The sequence below is a fragment of the Proteus terrae subsp. cibarius genome (assembly GCF_011045835.1).
In the GTDB taxonomy this organism is placed as follows: domain Bacteria; phylum Pseudomonadota; class Gammaproteobacteria; order Enterobacterales; family Enterobacteriaceae; genus Proteus; species Proteus cibarius.
The window spans coordinates 3,038,278-3,054,482 of the sequence record NZ_CP047349.1 but is presented as its reverse complement, the minus strand read 5'-3'; the positions used below and the strand labels follow the sequence as shown (position 1 = coordinate 3,054,482).

The window sequence follows — 16,205 nt, the reverse complement described above, 5'->3', positions numbered from 1 at the left end:
TCCTATATTTTATCCTTTGAAACTAGGGCTTTTGTCAACCTTTCTACGACTTCATCCTTCATTTTTTGGTTTAATGCCTTATTTTCGCTATCGGTTAATACAAAGAAATCCTCAACACGTTCACCTATTGTGGTTATTCGAGCACCATGCAATGAAAGTGAAAGATCAGCAAAAACTTTACCAATAATTGCTAATAATCCTGGGCGATCTCGTGCAAATAGTTCCATATAGGTGCGTTTATTATGATTAGAGGCTATAAAATTAATTTTTGTTGGAACGTCAAAATGGCGCAATTTGGCAGGTAATGAGCGAGTTTTGGCATTGGCGTTATAAGGGGCGGATACTACTTGGATCAATGCGTTACGAATAGCATTATATCTATCAATCGCCAGCGGTTTACCATTAGGCTCTAACACAATAAAAGTATCCATAGCCATATTATCGCGGTTAGTAAAAATTTGAGCGTTATGGATACTTAAATTGCGTCTATCTAATTCTCCTGCAACAGATGCAAAAAGGGAAGGTCTATCTGCACACCAAATAAAGATTTCAGTACCACCATGTTCAGTTTGTTGACTGATTAGCACCATTGGTTCGGCGCTATTATGCTCAATTAATGCAAGTGCATGCCATGCAATTTGTTCTGGGGTATGCCGTAAAAAATAGTCGGCATGGCAACGCCCCCAAATTGTTTGCAATTTCTCTTCATCGACTTGTTCCATTCGTAAAATAGTTAGTGCTTGCAAACGATGATGTCGAATACGTTCACGTAGGTCGGGAATAGAATGCATACCTTGGCGTAACTGGTTTTCTGTTGATAGAAAAAGTTCACGTAATAAGCTCTGTTTCCAGCTATTCCATAGGCTACTGTTGGTCGCACAGATATCAGCAACAGTTAAGCACAAAAGATAACGTAATCGGCTTTCATTTTTTACTTCTGATGCAAACTGAAAAATAATGTCAGGATCTTGAATATCGCGTCGTTGCGCGGTGACAGACATAAGTAAGTGATGACTAACAAGCCACTCAACTAAGGTTGATTCTCTCTGATTTAAACCATGCTGCTGAGCAAAGTGAGCAACGTCTTGAGCGCCTAATATAGAATGGTCACCATGGCGACCTTTGGCAATATCATGAAAAAGTGCAGCTAAACGTAGTAATTCAAGTTGAGGAAGTTTGGGATAAATATCAACACAAAGCGGATGTTTTTCATGGTTTTCATAAGAAGCAAAGCTTTCAAGTTTTTGTAAAACACGAATAGTATGTTCATCAACGGTGTAGGCATGAAATAAATCAAACTGCATTTGGCCTACAATATTATTCCATTGCGGGAAATAAGCCGCAAGTACACTGTGTTTATGCATTGGGACAAATGCACCAGAAACCGCACGAGGGTGGCGTAATATCTGCATAAAAACTTGACGTGCGAGTGGGTACTCACATAAAGGCTGTACTAAATGTCGGCGAGCATAACGTAAATGGCGGAGTGTTGTTGAATAAATTCCAGTAATTTCTTTATGCTCAGCCATACGCAAAAAGAGACGCATAATAGCGATAGGATCATCAAGGAAGCAACTGTCATCAACAACATCAATTAATGAACCTCGTAGCTGAAATTCACTGTCTAATGGACGCGGTTTTACATTAGGTTGCAGAGCAAGTATAGCTTCGTCAAATAGCTGAAGTAACATATCATTTAACTCACTAACACGACGAGTTACGCGATAATAATCCTTCATCATTTTTTCAACCGGCTGATTGCCTTCACCTTTATAATTTAAAAGTTGGGCAACGTTGAGTTGTCTATCAAACAAAAGTCGATTGTCATAGCGAGAAAGTACAAGATGGAGAGCAAAACGAATTTTCCATAGTGTGTATTGACACTCTAATAACTCTTGCCCTTCTGCTGGTGTCAAAAAGCCAAAATTAACCATTTCAGAAACTGATGTTGCACCAAAATGGCGATGTGCTACCCAAATTAAAGTGTGGATATCACGCAGTCCACCGGGGCTACTTTTGATATCAGGTTCTAAATTGTAACTAGTACTATGATATCGTTGATGTCTTTGCTTTTGTTCTTCAACTTTTGCAGCGAAAAAATCTGGTGATGGCCAAAAACCTTGGCTAAAAATATGATTAATTAATTGCTGGTAAAGCGGGTTATTCCCACAAATAAGGCGAGCTTCTAGTAAGTTTGTTGCAACCGTTAAATCTGAAAGGCCTTCTAAAAGACATTCTTCCATTGTTCTAACACTGGCACCAATTTCAAGACGTACATCCCACAGTAGTGCAATGAGTTTGCTGACTTTTTCTTCAGCCTCTGGTGATAAAGGTGTTTCACTTAAAAAGAGAAGGTCAATATCAGAAAGCGGATGTAATTCTTGTCTACCGTAACCACCAACAGCAATAATACTAAGATCAGAATAATCAGATAGCTGTGTATAGTGCCATAATTGCGTTAAGAGTTGATCAATGAAATGGCTACGAGCCTGAAGTAATAAAGCCACATCAACATCATGATGAAAAGCATCTGTTAACCAAGCTTGAAATTGTTCAATTGATTGCTTAAGTTCAGCACAATTTTGTGTATTTTCTGTCAGCAAAAAAGGGGAAGGGGGCGGTGTTTGAAATGCGTTTTTATTAGTCATTATGCGTCTTCTTTCTCAATGTTTGCTTATGACATTAAGACTAATGTTAAAACGATAAGCTGACTAGTTATTCTGCCATTTCGCAGCAAATAAAATAAAAAAAGCGACACATCTCGAAAAAATATGTCGCTTTTACATTTTAGCTAAAGAAGCTTATTCGTTGACTAATACTGCAGAAATAAATGGCTCTTCTTCTTTGCGTAATGTCATGATTTCGCAGCCATTATCGGTAACAACTAATGTATGCTCGTACTGTGCTGACCAACCTCTGTCTTTAGTTTTAACAGTCCAGCCATCTTTCATTGTACGAATACGGTAATCACCTGTGTTTACCATTGGCTCGATGGTAAATGCCATGCCTTTTTGTAACACAACACCGCTATCATCTGCATCATAGTGTAGAACTTGAGGTTCTTCATGGAATCCTTCACCAATGCCATGGCCGCAATATTCGCGAACAACAGAATAATCATGACCTTCAACAAATTTTTGAATTGCTTTGCCAAGTTCACGTAAGCGAATGCCCGGTTTAACCATTTTAATAGCAAGGTAGAGGCTTTCTTGAGTGATACGACATAAGCGTTCACCTTGGATTGTTGGTTTACCTACAATAAACATTTTTGAGGTATCGCCATGAAAACCATCTTTAATGACAGTGACGTCAATATTAACGATATCACCATCTTTAAGGATTTTTTCTTCACTAGGAATACCGTGGCAAATAACATCGTTAACCGAAATACAGACTGATTTAGGGAAACCATGATAGTTAAGACAAGCAGGAATAGCCTGTTGTGCGTTAACAATATGCTCGTGACAAATACGGTCTAATTCAGCGGTGTTTACGCCTGGTTTTACGAACGGTGCGATAATTTCAAGAACTTCTGCCGCAAGACGACCTGCGACGCGCATTTTTTGAATATCTTCTTCTGTCTTGATTACAATAGCCATTTGAGTTCTTCGTCTAGATTAAAAGCCACAATACGAATTAGATAACACGCTTTGTTGTATTCATATTTTGTATTGCAGGTTGAATGAATGATGATGAGAAATAATTCTGATTACCATTTATGATATCAGCAGAATGTAGGTGTGCCAATAAAGAGGATGTATGCAATCTGTCTGATATCGAGAATAATGACGAACATTACGCCTTCTTAATCTGATTGTCTTTACATATTGCGCTTTTCTATTTGGTGTTTTCCTAGCAAATTGATATTAGAGCAATATTTATTATCACTGCACTAATCTCGTTTTTTTCTTTGCCTAAATGATGTGTTTTTATGTCAGATAAGGTCGTAGCAATCGTAAGTAATAGTGGTTTCTTAAGGTTATTTATGGTATAAAGCGCGCCGGAGTTCTGTTATTGCATCACGCCGTGAGTAATGGCAGTAAATCTGAAACATTCAATTGTGTTAATTACACACACAAATCGACACATAACGCCGGGGTGCTCTTATGTAAAGGCTAAACCTTTACAGCTGATGAGTCGGTCGTATGGGATTTGTGGACGAAATAACCCCAAATTTAAATTTATAGAGGTCTAAAATGGCAACTGTTTCAATGCGCGATATGCTGCAAGCCGGTGTTCACTTCGGTCACCAAACTCGTTACTGGAATCCAAAAATGAAACCATTCATCTTTGGTGCGCGTAACAAAGTTCATATCATTAACTTGGAAAAAACTGTTCCAATGTTCAATGAAGCTCTGGTTGAACTGAACAAAATTGCTTCTCGTAAAGGCAAAATCCTGTTTGTTGGTACTAAGCGCTCTGCCGTTGAAGCTGTTAAAGAAGCAGCAGAAAGCTGTGACCAGTTTTATGTAAACCACCGCTGGTTAGGCGGTATGCTGACTAACTGGAAAACTGTTCGTCAGTCAATCAAACGCCTGAAAGATTTAGAATCACAATCTCAGGACGGTACATTTGACAAACTGACCAAGAAAGAAGCGTTAATGCGTTCTCGTGAACTTGGTAAGTTAGAAAACAGCCTGGGTGGTATCAAAGACATGGGCGGTTTACCTGACGCTCTGTTTGTTATCGATGCTGAACACGAACACATTGCTATCAAAGAAGCAAACAACCTGGGTATCCCAGTATTTGCTATCGTTGATACTAACTCTGATCCAGATGGTATCGACTTCATTATCCCTGGTAATGACGATGCAATCCGTGCGGTTAAATTATATCTGACCGCTGCAGCTACAGCTGTTCGTGAAGGTCGTTCTCAAGATCTGGCTGTTCAGGCTGAAGAAGGCTTAGTCGAAGCTGAATAATAAGGCATGCTCGTAAGAGCCCTTATTTAACCAGGTATTGCTATATATTGGTTAGGGGGCCTCAATCGGCCCCCTTTACACATCTGCTATGAGAACATCTATGGCTAGCCCATAGAAAAGTCGAGGAAGAAACAAATGTCTGGAATTACCGCTGCATTGGTAAAAGAACTGCGTGAACGTACTGGCGCAGGCATGATGGAATGTAAAAAAGCGCTGGTTGAAGCTAATGGTGATATCGAATTAGCAATCGACAACATGCGTAAATCAGGTCAAGCTAAAGCTGCTAAAAAAGCAGGCCGTGTTGCTGCTGAAGGTATCATCCTTGCAGAAGTTGCTGCTGATGGTAAATTCGGTGCGCTGGTTGAGCTGAACTGTGAAACAGACTTCGTTGCTAAAGATGCAGGTTTCATCGCTTTCGGTAAAGAAGTTATGGCTGCTGTATTAGCAGACAAAACTGATGATATCGATGCTCTGAAAGCTAAATTCGAAGAAGCTCGTACTGCATTAGTTGCTAAAATCGGTGAAAACATCAACATTCGTCGTGTTGCTGTATTAGAAGCTGAAGAATTAGGTACTTACCTACACGGTGCTCGCATCGGTGTTTTAGTTTCAGCTAAAGGCGCTAACGAAGAACTGATCAAACACATTGCTATGCACGTTGCTGCAAGCAAACCAGAATATGTTCGTCCTGAAGATGTTCCTGCTGATGTTGTTGAACATGAGCACCAAATTCAGATGGATATCGCAATGCAATCAGGTAAACCACGCGAAATCGCAGAAAAAATGGTTATCGGTCGCATGAACAAATTCACCGGTGAGATTTCTCTGACTGGCCAGCATTTCGTAATGGATCCAAGCAAAACTGTTGGCGAATTGCTGAAAGAAAACAATGCTGATGTTATCAACTTCGTTCGTTTCGAAGTTGGTGAAGGTATTGAGAAAGTTGAAGCTGATTTCGCAGCTGAAGTTGCTGCAATGAGCAAATAATAACGCTTAGCGTTAACAGAACCGCCTAATGGCGGTTCTGTTTTGTTGTAATCTCCACTGGCTGTTTGCTTTTTTTTGTTAAAAAGAGAAGCTATCTAAAACCTCCAATTAACTAATCTGCTTAGGACAGAACACCATGGCTACCAATGCAAAACCTGTATATCAGCGAATTTTATTAAAGCTGAGTGGCGAAGCCCTGCAAGGCGCAGAAGGTTTCGGTATCGATGCGAGCGTACTTGATCGCATGGCTCAGGAAATCAAAGAACTCGTTGAATTAGGTATACAAGTCGGTGTCGTAATTGGCGGTGGTAACTTGTTCCGTGGCGCGGGTCTTGCTGCGGCAGGTATGAACCGTGTTGTGGGTGACCACATGGGAATGCTCGCGACAGTAATGAATGGTTTAGCAATGCGTGATTCATTGCACCGTGCTTATGTAAACGCGCGCCTTATGTCTGCGTTTCCATTGAATGGTGTCTGCGATAACTACAGTTGGGCAGAGGCAATTAGCTTATTACGCCACGGTCGAGTCGTTATTTTCTCGGCTGGTACAGGTAACCCATTCTTTACTACCGATTCTGCTGCGTGTTTACGCGGTATTGAAATTGAAGCTGACGTTGTACTAAAAGCAACGAAAGTGGACGGCGTTTATTCTGCCGATCCAACCAAAGATCCTGATGCAGTACTTTATGAAACACTGACTTATCAGGATGTATTAGAACGTGAATTGAAAGTCATGGATCTTGCTGCATTCACATTAGCCCGAGATCATAATTTACCTATCCGCGTATTCAATATGAATAAACCGGGTGCATTACGTCGGGTTGTAATGGGTGAAAGTGAAGGAACTTTGATTTCTCACGCTTAATACACAGAGACAACGGTATAATTTGGCGTTAACATCTAGAGTACGCCAATTCATTTATGTCGGTATGTTTTTCATATCGACTGGAAGATAACCAGTTCCCAAGGGTTTATAACGTGATTAATGAAATCAAAAAAGATGCTCAAGAACGCATGGATAAAAGCGTTGAAGCACTAAAAAGCCAGATTAATAAAGTTCGTACTGGTCGTGCGTCTCCTGCCCTTTTAGATGGCATTGTAGTTGAATACTACGGAGCGCCAACTCCATTAAACCAAGTTGCTAACGTTGTCGCAGAAGATGGCCGTACACTGGCAATCACTGTATTCGACCGTACTTTAGCTCCTGCCGTTGAAAAAGCAATTATGGCATCAGATTTAGGTTTAAATCCTTCATCTGCTGGTACCATTATCCGTGTTCCACTGCCTCCATTAACTGAAGAACGCCGTAAAGATCTAATCAAAGTTGTTCGTGGTGATGCAGAACAAGGTCGCGTTTCTATTCGTAATATCCGTCGTGATGCTAACGATAAAGTAAAAGCATTACTGAAAGATAAAGAAATCAGCGAAGATGATGAGCGCCGCTCACAAGATGACATTCAGAAATTAACTGATATGTTCATTAAAAAAATTGATGATGCATTAGCGCTGAAAGAAGCAGAGTTAATGGAATTCTAATTTTTATATCTTTTTTCGATAATGCCGCTTTTAGCGGCATTATTTTTAACTATTTATTTGAAAATTCGTGCTTAATGCCTTCTTTTGTCACATTATTTATTAAAGTTTTCATCTTTAATCCTCATTTACCTCGTCATACTGATATAATTCTCTTTAATTAAAACGTTGTAGACATACTGATTGATTAATAAATGAAACAAATAACTATATTAGGCTCAACAGGATCTATCGGAACTAGCACTCTTTCCGTAATTGAAAATAATCCTGATGAGTATCAGGTTCTTGCTTTAGCAGCAGGAAAAAATGCCGACAAAATGGCGCAACAGTGCCTTGCTTTCCAGCCTAAATACGCTGTGATGTCTGATGAAAAAAGTGCAAATCAGCTTAAACAGCTACTCGCTAATACATCTTGTAAAACAGAAATTCTATCTGGGTCTCATGCGATCAATGAAATTGCAGCTCTTGATGAAGCTGATCAAGTTATGTCTGCTATAACAGGTGTTGCAGGATTAAAACCGACACTTGCGGCCATTGAAAAAGGCAAAAGAATTCTATTAGCGAATAAAGAATCACTGATAACTAGTGGGCGTCTTTTCTTTGATGCTGTTGCTAAATATGGCGCAACAATTTTACCCATTGATAGCGAACATAATGCAATTTATCAAAGCTTACCTAAAGCAATTCAAGAAAACTTAGGTCATGCGTCTTTAGCTGATGAAGGTGTGACCAGTATTCTGCTAACAGGTTCTGGCGGGCCATTTCGCTATACACCATTAGAAGAGCTGGAAGCAATGACTCCAGATCAAGCGTGTGCGCATCCAAATTGGTCTATGGGACGTAAGATTTCAGTTGATTCTGCAACAATGATGAATAAAGGGCTTGAGTATATTGAAGCTCGTTATTTCTTCAATGCTTCTGAAGAAGAAATGGAAGTAATCATTCATCCACAATCTGTTATTCATTCAATGGTTCGTTATCGTGATGGCAGTATTATTGCTCAAATTGGTGAACCTGATATGAGAACACCGATTGCGTACTCAATGGCTTATCCTCATCGTACTCAATCCGGTGCAAAAGCATTAGATTTCTTTGAGATTCAATCTCTAGAGTTTATTCGCCCTGACTATCAACGTTACCCTTGTTTGGCACTTGCTATTGAAGCGTCAAAACGTGGGCAAGCGGCAACAACAGTGTTAAATGCGGCTAATGAAGTTGTTGTTGATGCATTTTTACACGAAAAAGTGAAGTTTACTGATATTGCTAAAATTAATCGGAAAGTTGTTGAACATTTTGACCTATCAGAGCCTCAAAGTATTAATGATGTTCTAGAAATTGATAAATTAGCGAGATTAGAAACTCATCAGATAATCACTCAATTTGTATAATGGTGATTATATTTAATATAGGGTGTTTGTTCGTCTTTCTGGCTAATGGTATAGTTGCCGAATCACTAAAGACAATAATGAAAATTAACAGTTCATTACTAAAGCTATTGCTTTAGCAACTTTGAGGCTTTGCCAAAGGCCGTGGGTGACACGGTTTTTTTTTGTGCATAGGTTATCCGAAGAGGACTGTCTGTATCAGTATCAGATTAGCAAAGGGTTAAATTGAGTGAACTTATCCAGTGACGATTCATCCGCATCAAAACCAAAGCATGTTGCTATCATTATGGATGGCAATGGGCGTTGGGCTAAAAAACAAGGGAAACTCCGAGTAACGGGGCATCGCGCGGGAATTAAAGCAGTTCGGGATGCGGTTAGCTTTTCCGTAAAACACAAAATTGAATCATTAACGTTATATGCATTTAGTAGCGAAAACTGGAATAGGCCAGAGCAGGAAGTGAGTTCCCTCATGGAATTATTTGTTTTTGCTTTAGATAACGAAGTGAAGAGCTTACATAAACATAATGTTAAATTGACTGTCATTGGTGATATCAGCCGTTTTAGTCGTCGCTTACAAGATCGAATTAAAAGTTCTGTGGCACTTACTGCGAATAATACTGGGCTTAATTTAAATATTGCAGCTAATTATGGCGGTCGATGGGATATTACTCAAAGCGTAAAACAATTAGCGACATCCCTCGCAAAAGGGGAAATTAATCTCGAAGATATCAATGAAAATGCAATATCTTCACACCTTTGCTTGCATAATCAGCCTGGCGTTGATCTTGTTATTCGTACAGGTGGTGAGCATCGTATAAGTAATTTTCTTATTTGGCAGATTGCTTATGCTGAGCTTTATTTTACACAGGTTTTATGGCCTGATTTTGATGAACAAGTTTTTCAGAATGCATTAGATGCTTTTGCTAAACGGGAAAGACGTTTCGGTGGTACTACATCAGAAACAGATACTATAAATCTGGGAGGATAACTTGCTTAAGTATCGTGTCATCACTGCATTAATTTTAATCCCTATTGTTATTGCTGCACTATTTCTACTTCCTCCTGCAGGTTTCGGATTAGTCATTATCGCAATATCAGGCTTAGCGGGTTGGGAATGGGCACAATTTATTGGCTGGCATTCTCAAGGTAAACGTATTGCGACAGGGATCGGCTTTGCTGCATTGTTACTCGTTATGCAGTTTTCTTTGCCTAATTTTGACCACCTACTCGATACTCCAATGATAAAAAATGGTTTGTGGGCGGGTTTAATTTGGTGGGTAGCAGCAATTTTATTAGTTGTAAGTTATCCGAATTCAGCCAATATGTGGAAAAATTCAGTTTTTATTAAGTTATTGTTCGGTATATTGACGATTGTTCCCTTTTATTGTGGCATGATGGCGTTGCGTATGTTGGGTTATAACACCGACACTTATACAGGCGCATGGTGGTTATTGTATGTCATGTTATTAGTTTGGGCTGCTGACTCTGGTGCTTACGCTTTCGGACGCCTAATGGGTAAACATAAAATGGCGCCTAAAGTATCACCGGGTAAAACCCTTGAAGGGTTAGTTGGTGGGTTGATTACGGCAGGTGTTGCATCATGGTTATTTACTTATTTTGCACCTGTGACTGAAGTGCCTAGCAACTTGTTATTAATATCTGGCGTTGTTGTCATTGTATCGGTATTTGGTGATCTAGCAGAAAGCATGTTTAAACGTGTTTCAGGCATTAAAGACAGTAGCCAATTGATACCGGGGCATGGTGGTGTGCTTGATAGAATTGATAGTTTGACTGCGGCTATCCCAGTCTTTGCAGGATTGGTCTTTCTGATTTCTTCTGGCTTTAAACTATAAAGGTAAGTAATGGGTATCCTGTGGAATCTTGCCGCGTTTATTATCGTTTTAGGTATTTTAATTACGGTACATGAGTTCGGGCATTTTTGGGTAGCTAGGCGCTGTGGTATCTATGTTGAGCGTTTTTCTATTGGTTTTGGAAAAGCAATTTGGCGCAAAACAGATAAACATGGCACTAAATTTGTTATCGCATGGATACCTTTGGGTGGCTATGTAAAAATGTTAGATGAGAGGGTCGCTGAGGTTGCACCTGAGCGCCGTCATCTAGCATTTAATAATAAAACAGTTGGTCAACGTGCTGCTGTTGTTGCTGCCGGGCCTATTGCCAACTTTTTGTTAGCTATAGTCGCCTATTGGATAGTTTTTATGATAGGTGTTCCTGCATTAAAACCTATAATTGCAGACATTCGTCCGAATTCTATCGCAGAACAAGCAAAATTAACGCCTGGAATGGAACTAAAATCCGTTGCAGGTATCGAAACGCCTGATCAGAATGCAGTTCGTTTAGCATTAGTCAGTAAAATTGGTGCTAAAGAGGTTTCATTCGTTGTTTTAGATCCAAATTCTCTCTCTGAGAGTGAGAATATACTGAATTTACAACAGTGGGGTTTTGATCCTGAAAAACAAGATCCTATCTTGTCCCTAGGGATAATGCCTGTTGGCGCCCGATTAGACTCAAAAATTATTGAGGTTACCGAAGGCTCTGCTGCTGAAAAAGCGGGTTTACAGGCAGGGGATCGTATCGTTAAAGTTGATGGTCAGCCAATTGATACATGGCATCCATTTACTTATTTTGTTCGACAAAGCCCAAATAAGGCCTTGGAGCTTCTTGTTGAACGTAACGGCTCGTCGTTGATATTGAATGTTACTCCGACAGCTGTTGCACTGAAAGATGGCACTGAAGTAGGGCAAGTTGGTGCGCAATTACAAATATTACCTCCTGATGAGCAATATTTGATAATGCAGCAATACAACCCATTTTCGGCGCTCTATGAAGCATCTGATAAAACATGGCAGTTGATGGGTTTAACTGTCAAAATGATTGGCAAGTTAGTCGTAGGTGACGTCAAATTAACTAACCTTAGTGGGCCTGTTTCTATCGCGAAAGGCGCTGGAATGTCCGCTGATTCTGGTTTTATTTATTATTTGATGTTTATGGCGCTTATCAGTGTCAATTTGGGGATCATTAACTTGTTTCCCCTGCCTGTCTTAGATGGCGGGCACCTGCTTTTCCTGGTTATCGAGAAGATAAAGGGAGGGCCGGTATCTGAGCGTGTACAAGATTTCTGTTATCGTATTGGTATTATGGCACTGATGCTTTTAATGGGACTTGCACTTTTCAATGATTTCTCTCGCTTATAATTGGTAAGCAGAGACCGGTTAGGAAAACACAAAACAACGATGGCGATGAAAAAGTTGCTTATAGCGTCGCTGCTGCTGGGCAGCGCCACTGCATACGGTTCAGACGGATTCGTAGTTCAGGACATTCAATTTGAAGGTCTTCAACGCGTCGCCGTTGGTGCAGCATTACTGAACATGCCTGTCCGGGTTGGAGACTCGGTCGGTAATGATGATATCAGTCGAACTATCCGTTCATTATTTGCGACAGGAAACTTTGATGATGTTCGTGTCCTGCGTGACGGAAATACTCTGATTGTTCAAGTAAAAGAGCGTCCAACTATTGCCAGCATTACTTTCTCTGGTAACAAAGCAATCAAGGAAGAGATGCTAAAACAGAACCTTGATGCTTCTAACATTCGTATCGGTGAAACACTTGACCGTACAATGCTAGCGAATATCGAGAAAGGGCTTGAAGATTTCTATTATAGTGTTGGTAAATATAATGCAACTGTAAAAGTAGTTGTTACACCTCTTCCTCGTAACCGTGTCGACTTAAAACTCGTGTTTGCAGAGGGTGTTTCAGCAACTATTCAGCAAATCAACATTGTTGGTAATAAAGCGTTTTCTACTGCTGAGCTCGTTAACCGCTTCCAGTTACGTGACGATGTTCCTTGGTGGAACTTAGCGGCTGATGAAAAATATCAGAAGCAAAAACTGGCTGGTGACTTAGAAACATTAAGAAGCTTCTATCTTGATCGTGGTTATGCGCGTTTTGATATTGAATCGACGAATGTCAGTTTAACGCCAGACAAAAAAGGAATTTACATTACCATTAACCTGAAAGAAGGTGACAAATACACAGTAGAAAATACTGAAATCAATGGTAATACGGCTGGCTACACTAAACAAATTGAAGAGCTTATCGAAATTGCACCGGGCTCTCTTTATAATGGTGCACAAGTAACAAAAACAGAAAATGACATTAAAAATCTGTTAGGTCGTTATGGATATGCTTATCCTCGCGTTATGACAAACCCTGAAATTAATGATGAAAATAAAACCGTAAAACTGCATGTAAACGTAGATGCAGGAAACCGTTTCTATGTTCGTCAAGTACGTTTTGCGGGAAATGACATCACTAAAGACTCTGTTTTACGTCGTGAAATGCGTCAAATGGAAGGTGCGTGGTTAGGTAGCGATTTAGTTGAACAAGGTAAAGAGCGTTTAAATCGTTTAGGTTATTTCGAAACGGTTGAAACAGAAACTCAGCGTATTCCAGGTTCTCCTGATCAAGTTGATATTGTTTATCGTGTAAAAGAGCGTAACACAGGTTCTCTTAACTTTGGTGTCGGTTTCGGTACTGAAAGTGGTGTGAGCTTCCAAGTGGGTGTTACTCAAGATAACTGGTTAGGTACAGGTAACGCAGTCGCTATTAATGCGAGTAAAAATGATTACTCAACTTACGCAGAATTATCTGTTACTGACCCATACTTTACCGTTAATGGTGTGAGTTTAGGTGGTCGTATTTTCTATAATGACTTCCGCGCTAATGATGCTGATTTATCAGGTTATACCAATAAATCTTACGGTGTAGATGGTACGTTAGGCTTCCCAATTAATGAATATAACTCAGCACGTCTTGGCTTAGGCTATACTCACAATGGTCTGTCACGTATGGAACCTCAGGTTGCAATGTGGCGTTACCTAGAAAGTATGGGTGAAAACCCAGGCTTTGATAAACGTGAATCATTTAATGCTGATGATTATACTGTCAGCCTTGGTTGGACATTCAATAACTTAAACAAAGGTTTCTTCCCAACATCTGGTGTGAGAAGTAACTTAAGTGGACGTGTGACTGTACCTGGCTCTGATAACAAGTACTATAAAGTGACTTGGGACGGTATGGCGTACTATCCAATTGATGAAAAAGAGTCTTGGGTAACCCTGTTTAAAGGTCGTTTAGGCTACGGTGATGGTTTAGGTGGTAAAGAATTACCATTCTATGAAAACTTCTATGCAGGTGGTTCCGGTACCGTTCGTGGTTTCCGTTCAAATAATATCGGGCCTAAAGCCATTTATCTTGGTGAAAATGGTAAGCCAAAACCAGGTGAACCATCGAGTGACGCAATTGGTGGTAATGCTATGGCTGTGGCAAGTTTCGAGCTGATTACACCAACCCCATTTGTGGATGATAAATATTCCTCTTCAGTCAGAACGTCGGTGTTTGTTGATGCGGGTACAGTATGGGATACCAATTGGAGTAGTACAAACTCTGCTTGGACTGCAGGTATGCCAGATTATAGTCGTGCAAGTGATATACGTGTTTCAACGGGTGTTGCGTTACAATGGTTATCCCCTTTAGGTCCGTTAGTATTCTCTTATGCTAAGCCAATAAAAGATTACGAAGGCGATAAATCAGAGCAATTCCAGTTTAATATTGGTAGAACGTGGTAGCGATGTAAGTAAAGTTGATGCCTGATTCATAATGCTGAAAAAGGCATCCGATTTCTGACAAAAAATTATTTTTGGTTTTAAGGAGTTTAATCGTGAAAAAATTGTTATGTGCCGCTGCCCTTGGAATGGCATTGACCATGTCAGCAGGTGTTCAAGCCGCAGATAAAGTAGGTGTTGTGAACATCGGTCAAGTTCTCCAACAAATTCCTAACCGTGATGCGGTAGAGAAACAATTGGAAAATGAATTCAAATCACGTGATACTGAATTGCAGAACTTAGGTAAAGCACTACAGACCGCTGTTGAGAAATATCAAAAAGATGCACCAACTATGAATGCAACACAACGTGCGAATACAGAGAAAGATCTGGTTGCTAAACGTGAAGCATATGCACAAAAAGCACAAGCTTTTGAGCAAGACTTTAGCCGTCGTCAAGCTGAAGAACGTAACAAAATCATGAAACGTGTATTAGACGCTGTTGATGCAGTAGCGAAGAAAGAAGGCTATGATGTGATCCTTGATGCTAACACTGTACCTTATTTCGCAGATGGTAAAGATATTACTGCTCAGGTTCAAAAACAGGTTAAATAATAGATGTTTTCAATTCGATTAGCTGATCTTGCTCAGCAGTTGAATGCACAGTTACACGGCGATGGTGATATCACTATCGCCGGTCTTGCTTCAATGAGCCTAGCAAATAGCGAACAAATTACATTTCTTTCCGATAGCCGCTATCGTGAAAAATTAAGCGAATGTCAGGCTGCTGCCGTTGTATTAACAGAGGCTGATCTTCCATTTTGTCCCGTTGCTGCACTGGTGGTGAAAAACCCGTATCTTGCCTATGCTCAAATGGCGCAGATTATGGATACAACACCATCGCCAGCACAGGATATTCACTCAAGTGCTGTCATTTCTCCTGATGCTAAGTTAGGAAAAAATGTATCAGTGGGTGCAAATGCCGTTATCGAGTCAGATGTTATCCTTGGTGATAATGTTGTGATTGGTGCTGGTTGTTTTGTGGGTAAAAAAGCACATATTGGCGATAATAGCCGTTTATGGGCAAATGTATCTGTTTATCATGAGGTTATCATTGGTAAAGATTGTCTGGTTCAATCAGGTACTGTGATTGGTTCAGATGGTTTTGGTTATGCTAATGAACGTGGTAATTGGATTAAAATTCCACAGTTAGGTTCAGTGGTAATTGGTGATCGCGTTGAAATCGGTGCATGTACTACAATTGACCGAGGCGCATTAGATAACACAGTTATCGGTAATGGTGTTATCATTGATAACCAGTGCCAAATCGCACATAACGTCATTATTGGTGATAATACCGCTGTTGCTGGTGGTGTCATCATGGCGGGCAGCCTGAAAATAGGTCGCTATTGTATGATTGGTGGAGCAAGTGTTATCAATGGTCATATGGAAATCTGTGATAAAGTCACGGTAACAGGTATGGGAATGGTAATGCGTCCTATCACTGAGCCGGGTGTTTATTCTTCAGGAATTCCTCTGCAATCGAATAAAGCATGGCGTAAAACTGCAGCACTTGTGTTGCGAATTGATGAAATGCAAAAAAGGCTCAAGTCGCTTGAACGTCAAGTAGAAAGTAGCGACAAGTAACAATATACGTCATTGACGAATGTTACCCATTTTGCGACCTGCGGGTTAACTCACTTTTTGAGTCACAGCAGGTCGTGTCATTATTAATTAGACTCAGTTTTATTAGAC

General features: G+C 40.1%; 13 protein-coding genes. 11 read left to right on the top strand and 2 right to left on the bottom strand.

Features of this window, described 5'->3' with window-relative positions:
• Positions 1-2: 2 nt before the first annotated feature.
• Both glnD and map read right to left on the bottom strand, forming a co-directional pair.
• A complete protein-coding gene (gene glnD, locus GTH25_RS14090; protein ID WP_075671710.1) occupies positions 3-2,648 on the bottom strand; it encodes a bifunctional uridylyltransferase/uridylyl-removing protein GlnD in 2,646 nt (881 codons plus the stop codon).
• Positions 2,649-2,801: 153 nt separating this feature from the next.
• Positions 2,802-3,599 carry a type I methionyl aminopeptidase gene (gene map, locus GTH25_RS14085; protein ID WP_075671708.1) on the bottom strand — a complete coding sequence of 266 codons (798 nt, stop codon included), beginning with the start codon at positions 3,597-3,599 and terminating at the stop codon, positions 2,802-2,804.
• 597 nt (positions 3,600-4,196) lie between these two features.
• Here map and rpsB point away from each other — a divergent pair.
• The 11 genes from rpsB to lpxD all read left to right on the top strand — a co-directional run bounded on the left by rpsB (position 4,197) and on the right by lpxD (position 16,097).
• A complete protein-coding gene (gene rpsB / locus GTH25_RS14080; protein WP_023582712.1) occupies positions 4,197-4,922 on the top strand; it encodes a 30S ribosomal protein S2 in 726 nt (241 codons plus the stop codon).
• A 135-nt stretch (positions 4,923-5,057) separates the two neighbouring features.
• A complete protein-coding gene (gene tsf / locus GTH25_RS14075; RefSeq protein WP_075671706.1) occupies positions 5,058-5,909 on the top strand; it encodes a translation elongation factor Ts in 852 nt (283 codons plus the stop codon).
• A gap of 136 nt (positions 5,910-6,045) precedes the next feature.
• A complete protein-coding gene (gene pyrH, locus GTH25_RS14070) occupies positions 6,046-6,774 on the top strand; it encodes a UMP kinase (RefSeq protein WP_023582710.1) in 729 nt (242 codons plus the stop codon).
• A gap of 113 nt (positions 6,775-6,887) precedes the next feature.
• A complete protein-coding gene (gene frr, locus GTH25_RS14065) occupies positions 6,888-7,445 on the top strand; it encodes a ribosome recycling factor (RefSeq protein WP_075671704.1) in 558 nt (185 codons plus the stop codon).
• A gap of 191 nt (positions 7,446-7,636) precedes the next feature.
• A complete protein-coding gene (ispC, locus tag GTH25_RS14060) occupies positions 7,637-8,830 on the top strand; it encodes a 1-deoxy-D-xylulose-5-phosphate reductoisomerase (RefSeq protein WP_098942010.1) in 1,194 nt (397 codons plus the stop codon).
• A gap of 283 nt (positions 8,831-9,113) precedes the next feature.
• On the top strand, positions 9,114-9,815 hold the full coding sequence (gene uppS, locus GTH25_RS14055) for a polyprenyl diphosphate synthase (protein WP_228766789.1): 702 nt from the start codon (positions 9,114-9,116) through the stop codon (positions 9,813-9,815).
• Between the two features lies 1 nt (position 9,816).
• Positions 9,817-10,680 (top strand): phosphatidate cytidylyltransferase, encoded by an 864-nt coding sequence (gene cdsA, locus GTH25_RS14050; protein WP_075671698.1) that lies wholly within the window; start codon positions 9,817-9,819, stop codon positions 10,678-10,680.
• 9 nt (positions 10,681-10,689) lie between these two features.
• On the top strand, positions 10,690-12,042 hold the full coding sequence (rseP, locus tag GTH25_RS14045; RefSeq protein WP_164530680.1) for a sigma E protease regulator RseP: 1,353 nt from the start codon (positions 10,690-10,692) through the stop codon (positions 12,040-12,042).
• 39 nt (positions 12,043-12,081) lie between these two features.
• Positions 12,082-14,475 carry an outer membrane protein assembly factor BamA gene (gene bamA / locus GTH25_RS14040; RefSeq protein WP_075671694.1) on the top strand — a complete coding sequence of 798 codons (2,394 nt, stop codon included), beginning with the start codon at positions 12,082-12,084 and terminating at the stop codon, positions 14,473-14,475.
• Positions 14,476-14,567: 92 nt separating this feature from the next.
• Entirely contained in the window at positions 14,568-15,065 is a 498-nt protein-coding gene (locus GTH25_RS14035; RefSeq protein ID WP_036934019.1) for an OmpH family outer membrane protein, read from the top strand.
• 3 nt (positions 15,066-15,068) lie between these two features.
• Positions 15,069-16,097: a UDP-3-O-(3-hydroxymyristoyl)glucosamine N-acyltransferase gene (gene lpxD, locus GTH25_RS14030; RefSeq protein ID WP_075671692.1), complete on the top strand. Its 1,029-nt coding sequence runs from the start codon at positions 15,069-15,071 to the stop codon at positions 16,095-16,097.
• The last annotated feature ends 108 nt before the right edge of the window (positions 16,098-16,205 follow it).

What these genes read in the sequence shown, in the direction of transcription:
- glnD (WP_075671710.1), bottom strand. Translation starts at nt 2,648, where the DNA reads ATGACTAATAAAAACGCATTTCAAACACCGCCCCCTTCCCCTTTTTTG.
- map (WP_075671708.1), bottom strand. Translation starts at nt 3,599, where the DNA reads ATGGCTATTGTAATCAAGACAGAAGAAGATATTCAAAAAATGCGCGTC.
- rpsB (WP_023582712.1), top strand. Translation starts at nt 4,197, where the DNA reads ATGGCAACTGTTTCAATGCGCGATATGCTGCAAGCCGGTGTTCACTTC.
- tsf (WP_075671706.1), top strand. Translation starts at nt 5,058, where the DNA reads ATGTCTGGAATTACCGCTGCATTGGTAAAAGAACTGCGTGAACGTACT.
- pyrH (WP_023582710.1), top strand. Translation starts at nt 6,046, where the DNA reads ATGGCTACCAATGCAAAACCTGTATATCAGCGAATTTTATTAAAGCTG.
- ispC (WP_098942010.1), top strand. Translation starts at nt 7,637, where the DNA reads ATGAAACAAATAACTATATTAGGCTCAACAGGATCTATCGGAACTAGC.
- uppS (WP_228766789.1), top strand. Translation starts at nt 9,114, where the DNA reads ATGGATGGCAATGGGCGTTGGGCTAAAAAACAAGGGAAACTCCGAGTA.
- rseP (WP_164530680.1), top strand. Translation starts at nt 10,690, where the DNA reads ATGGGTATCCTGTGGAATCTTGCCGCGTTTATTATCGTTTTAGGTATT.
- bamA (WP_075671694.1), top strand. Translation starts at nt 12,082, where the DNA reads ATGGCGATGAAAAAGTTGCTTATAGCGTCGCTGCTGCTGGGCAGCGCC.
- lpxD (WP_075671692.1), top strand. Translation starts at nt 15,069, where the DNA reads ATGTTTTCAATTCGATTAGCTGATCTTGCTCAGCAGTTGAATGCACAG.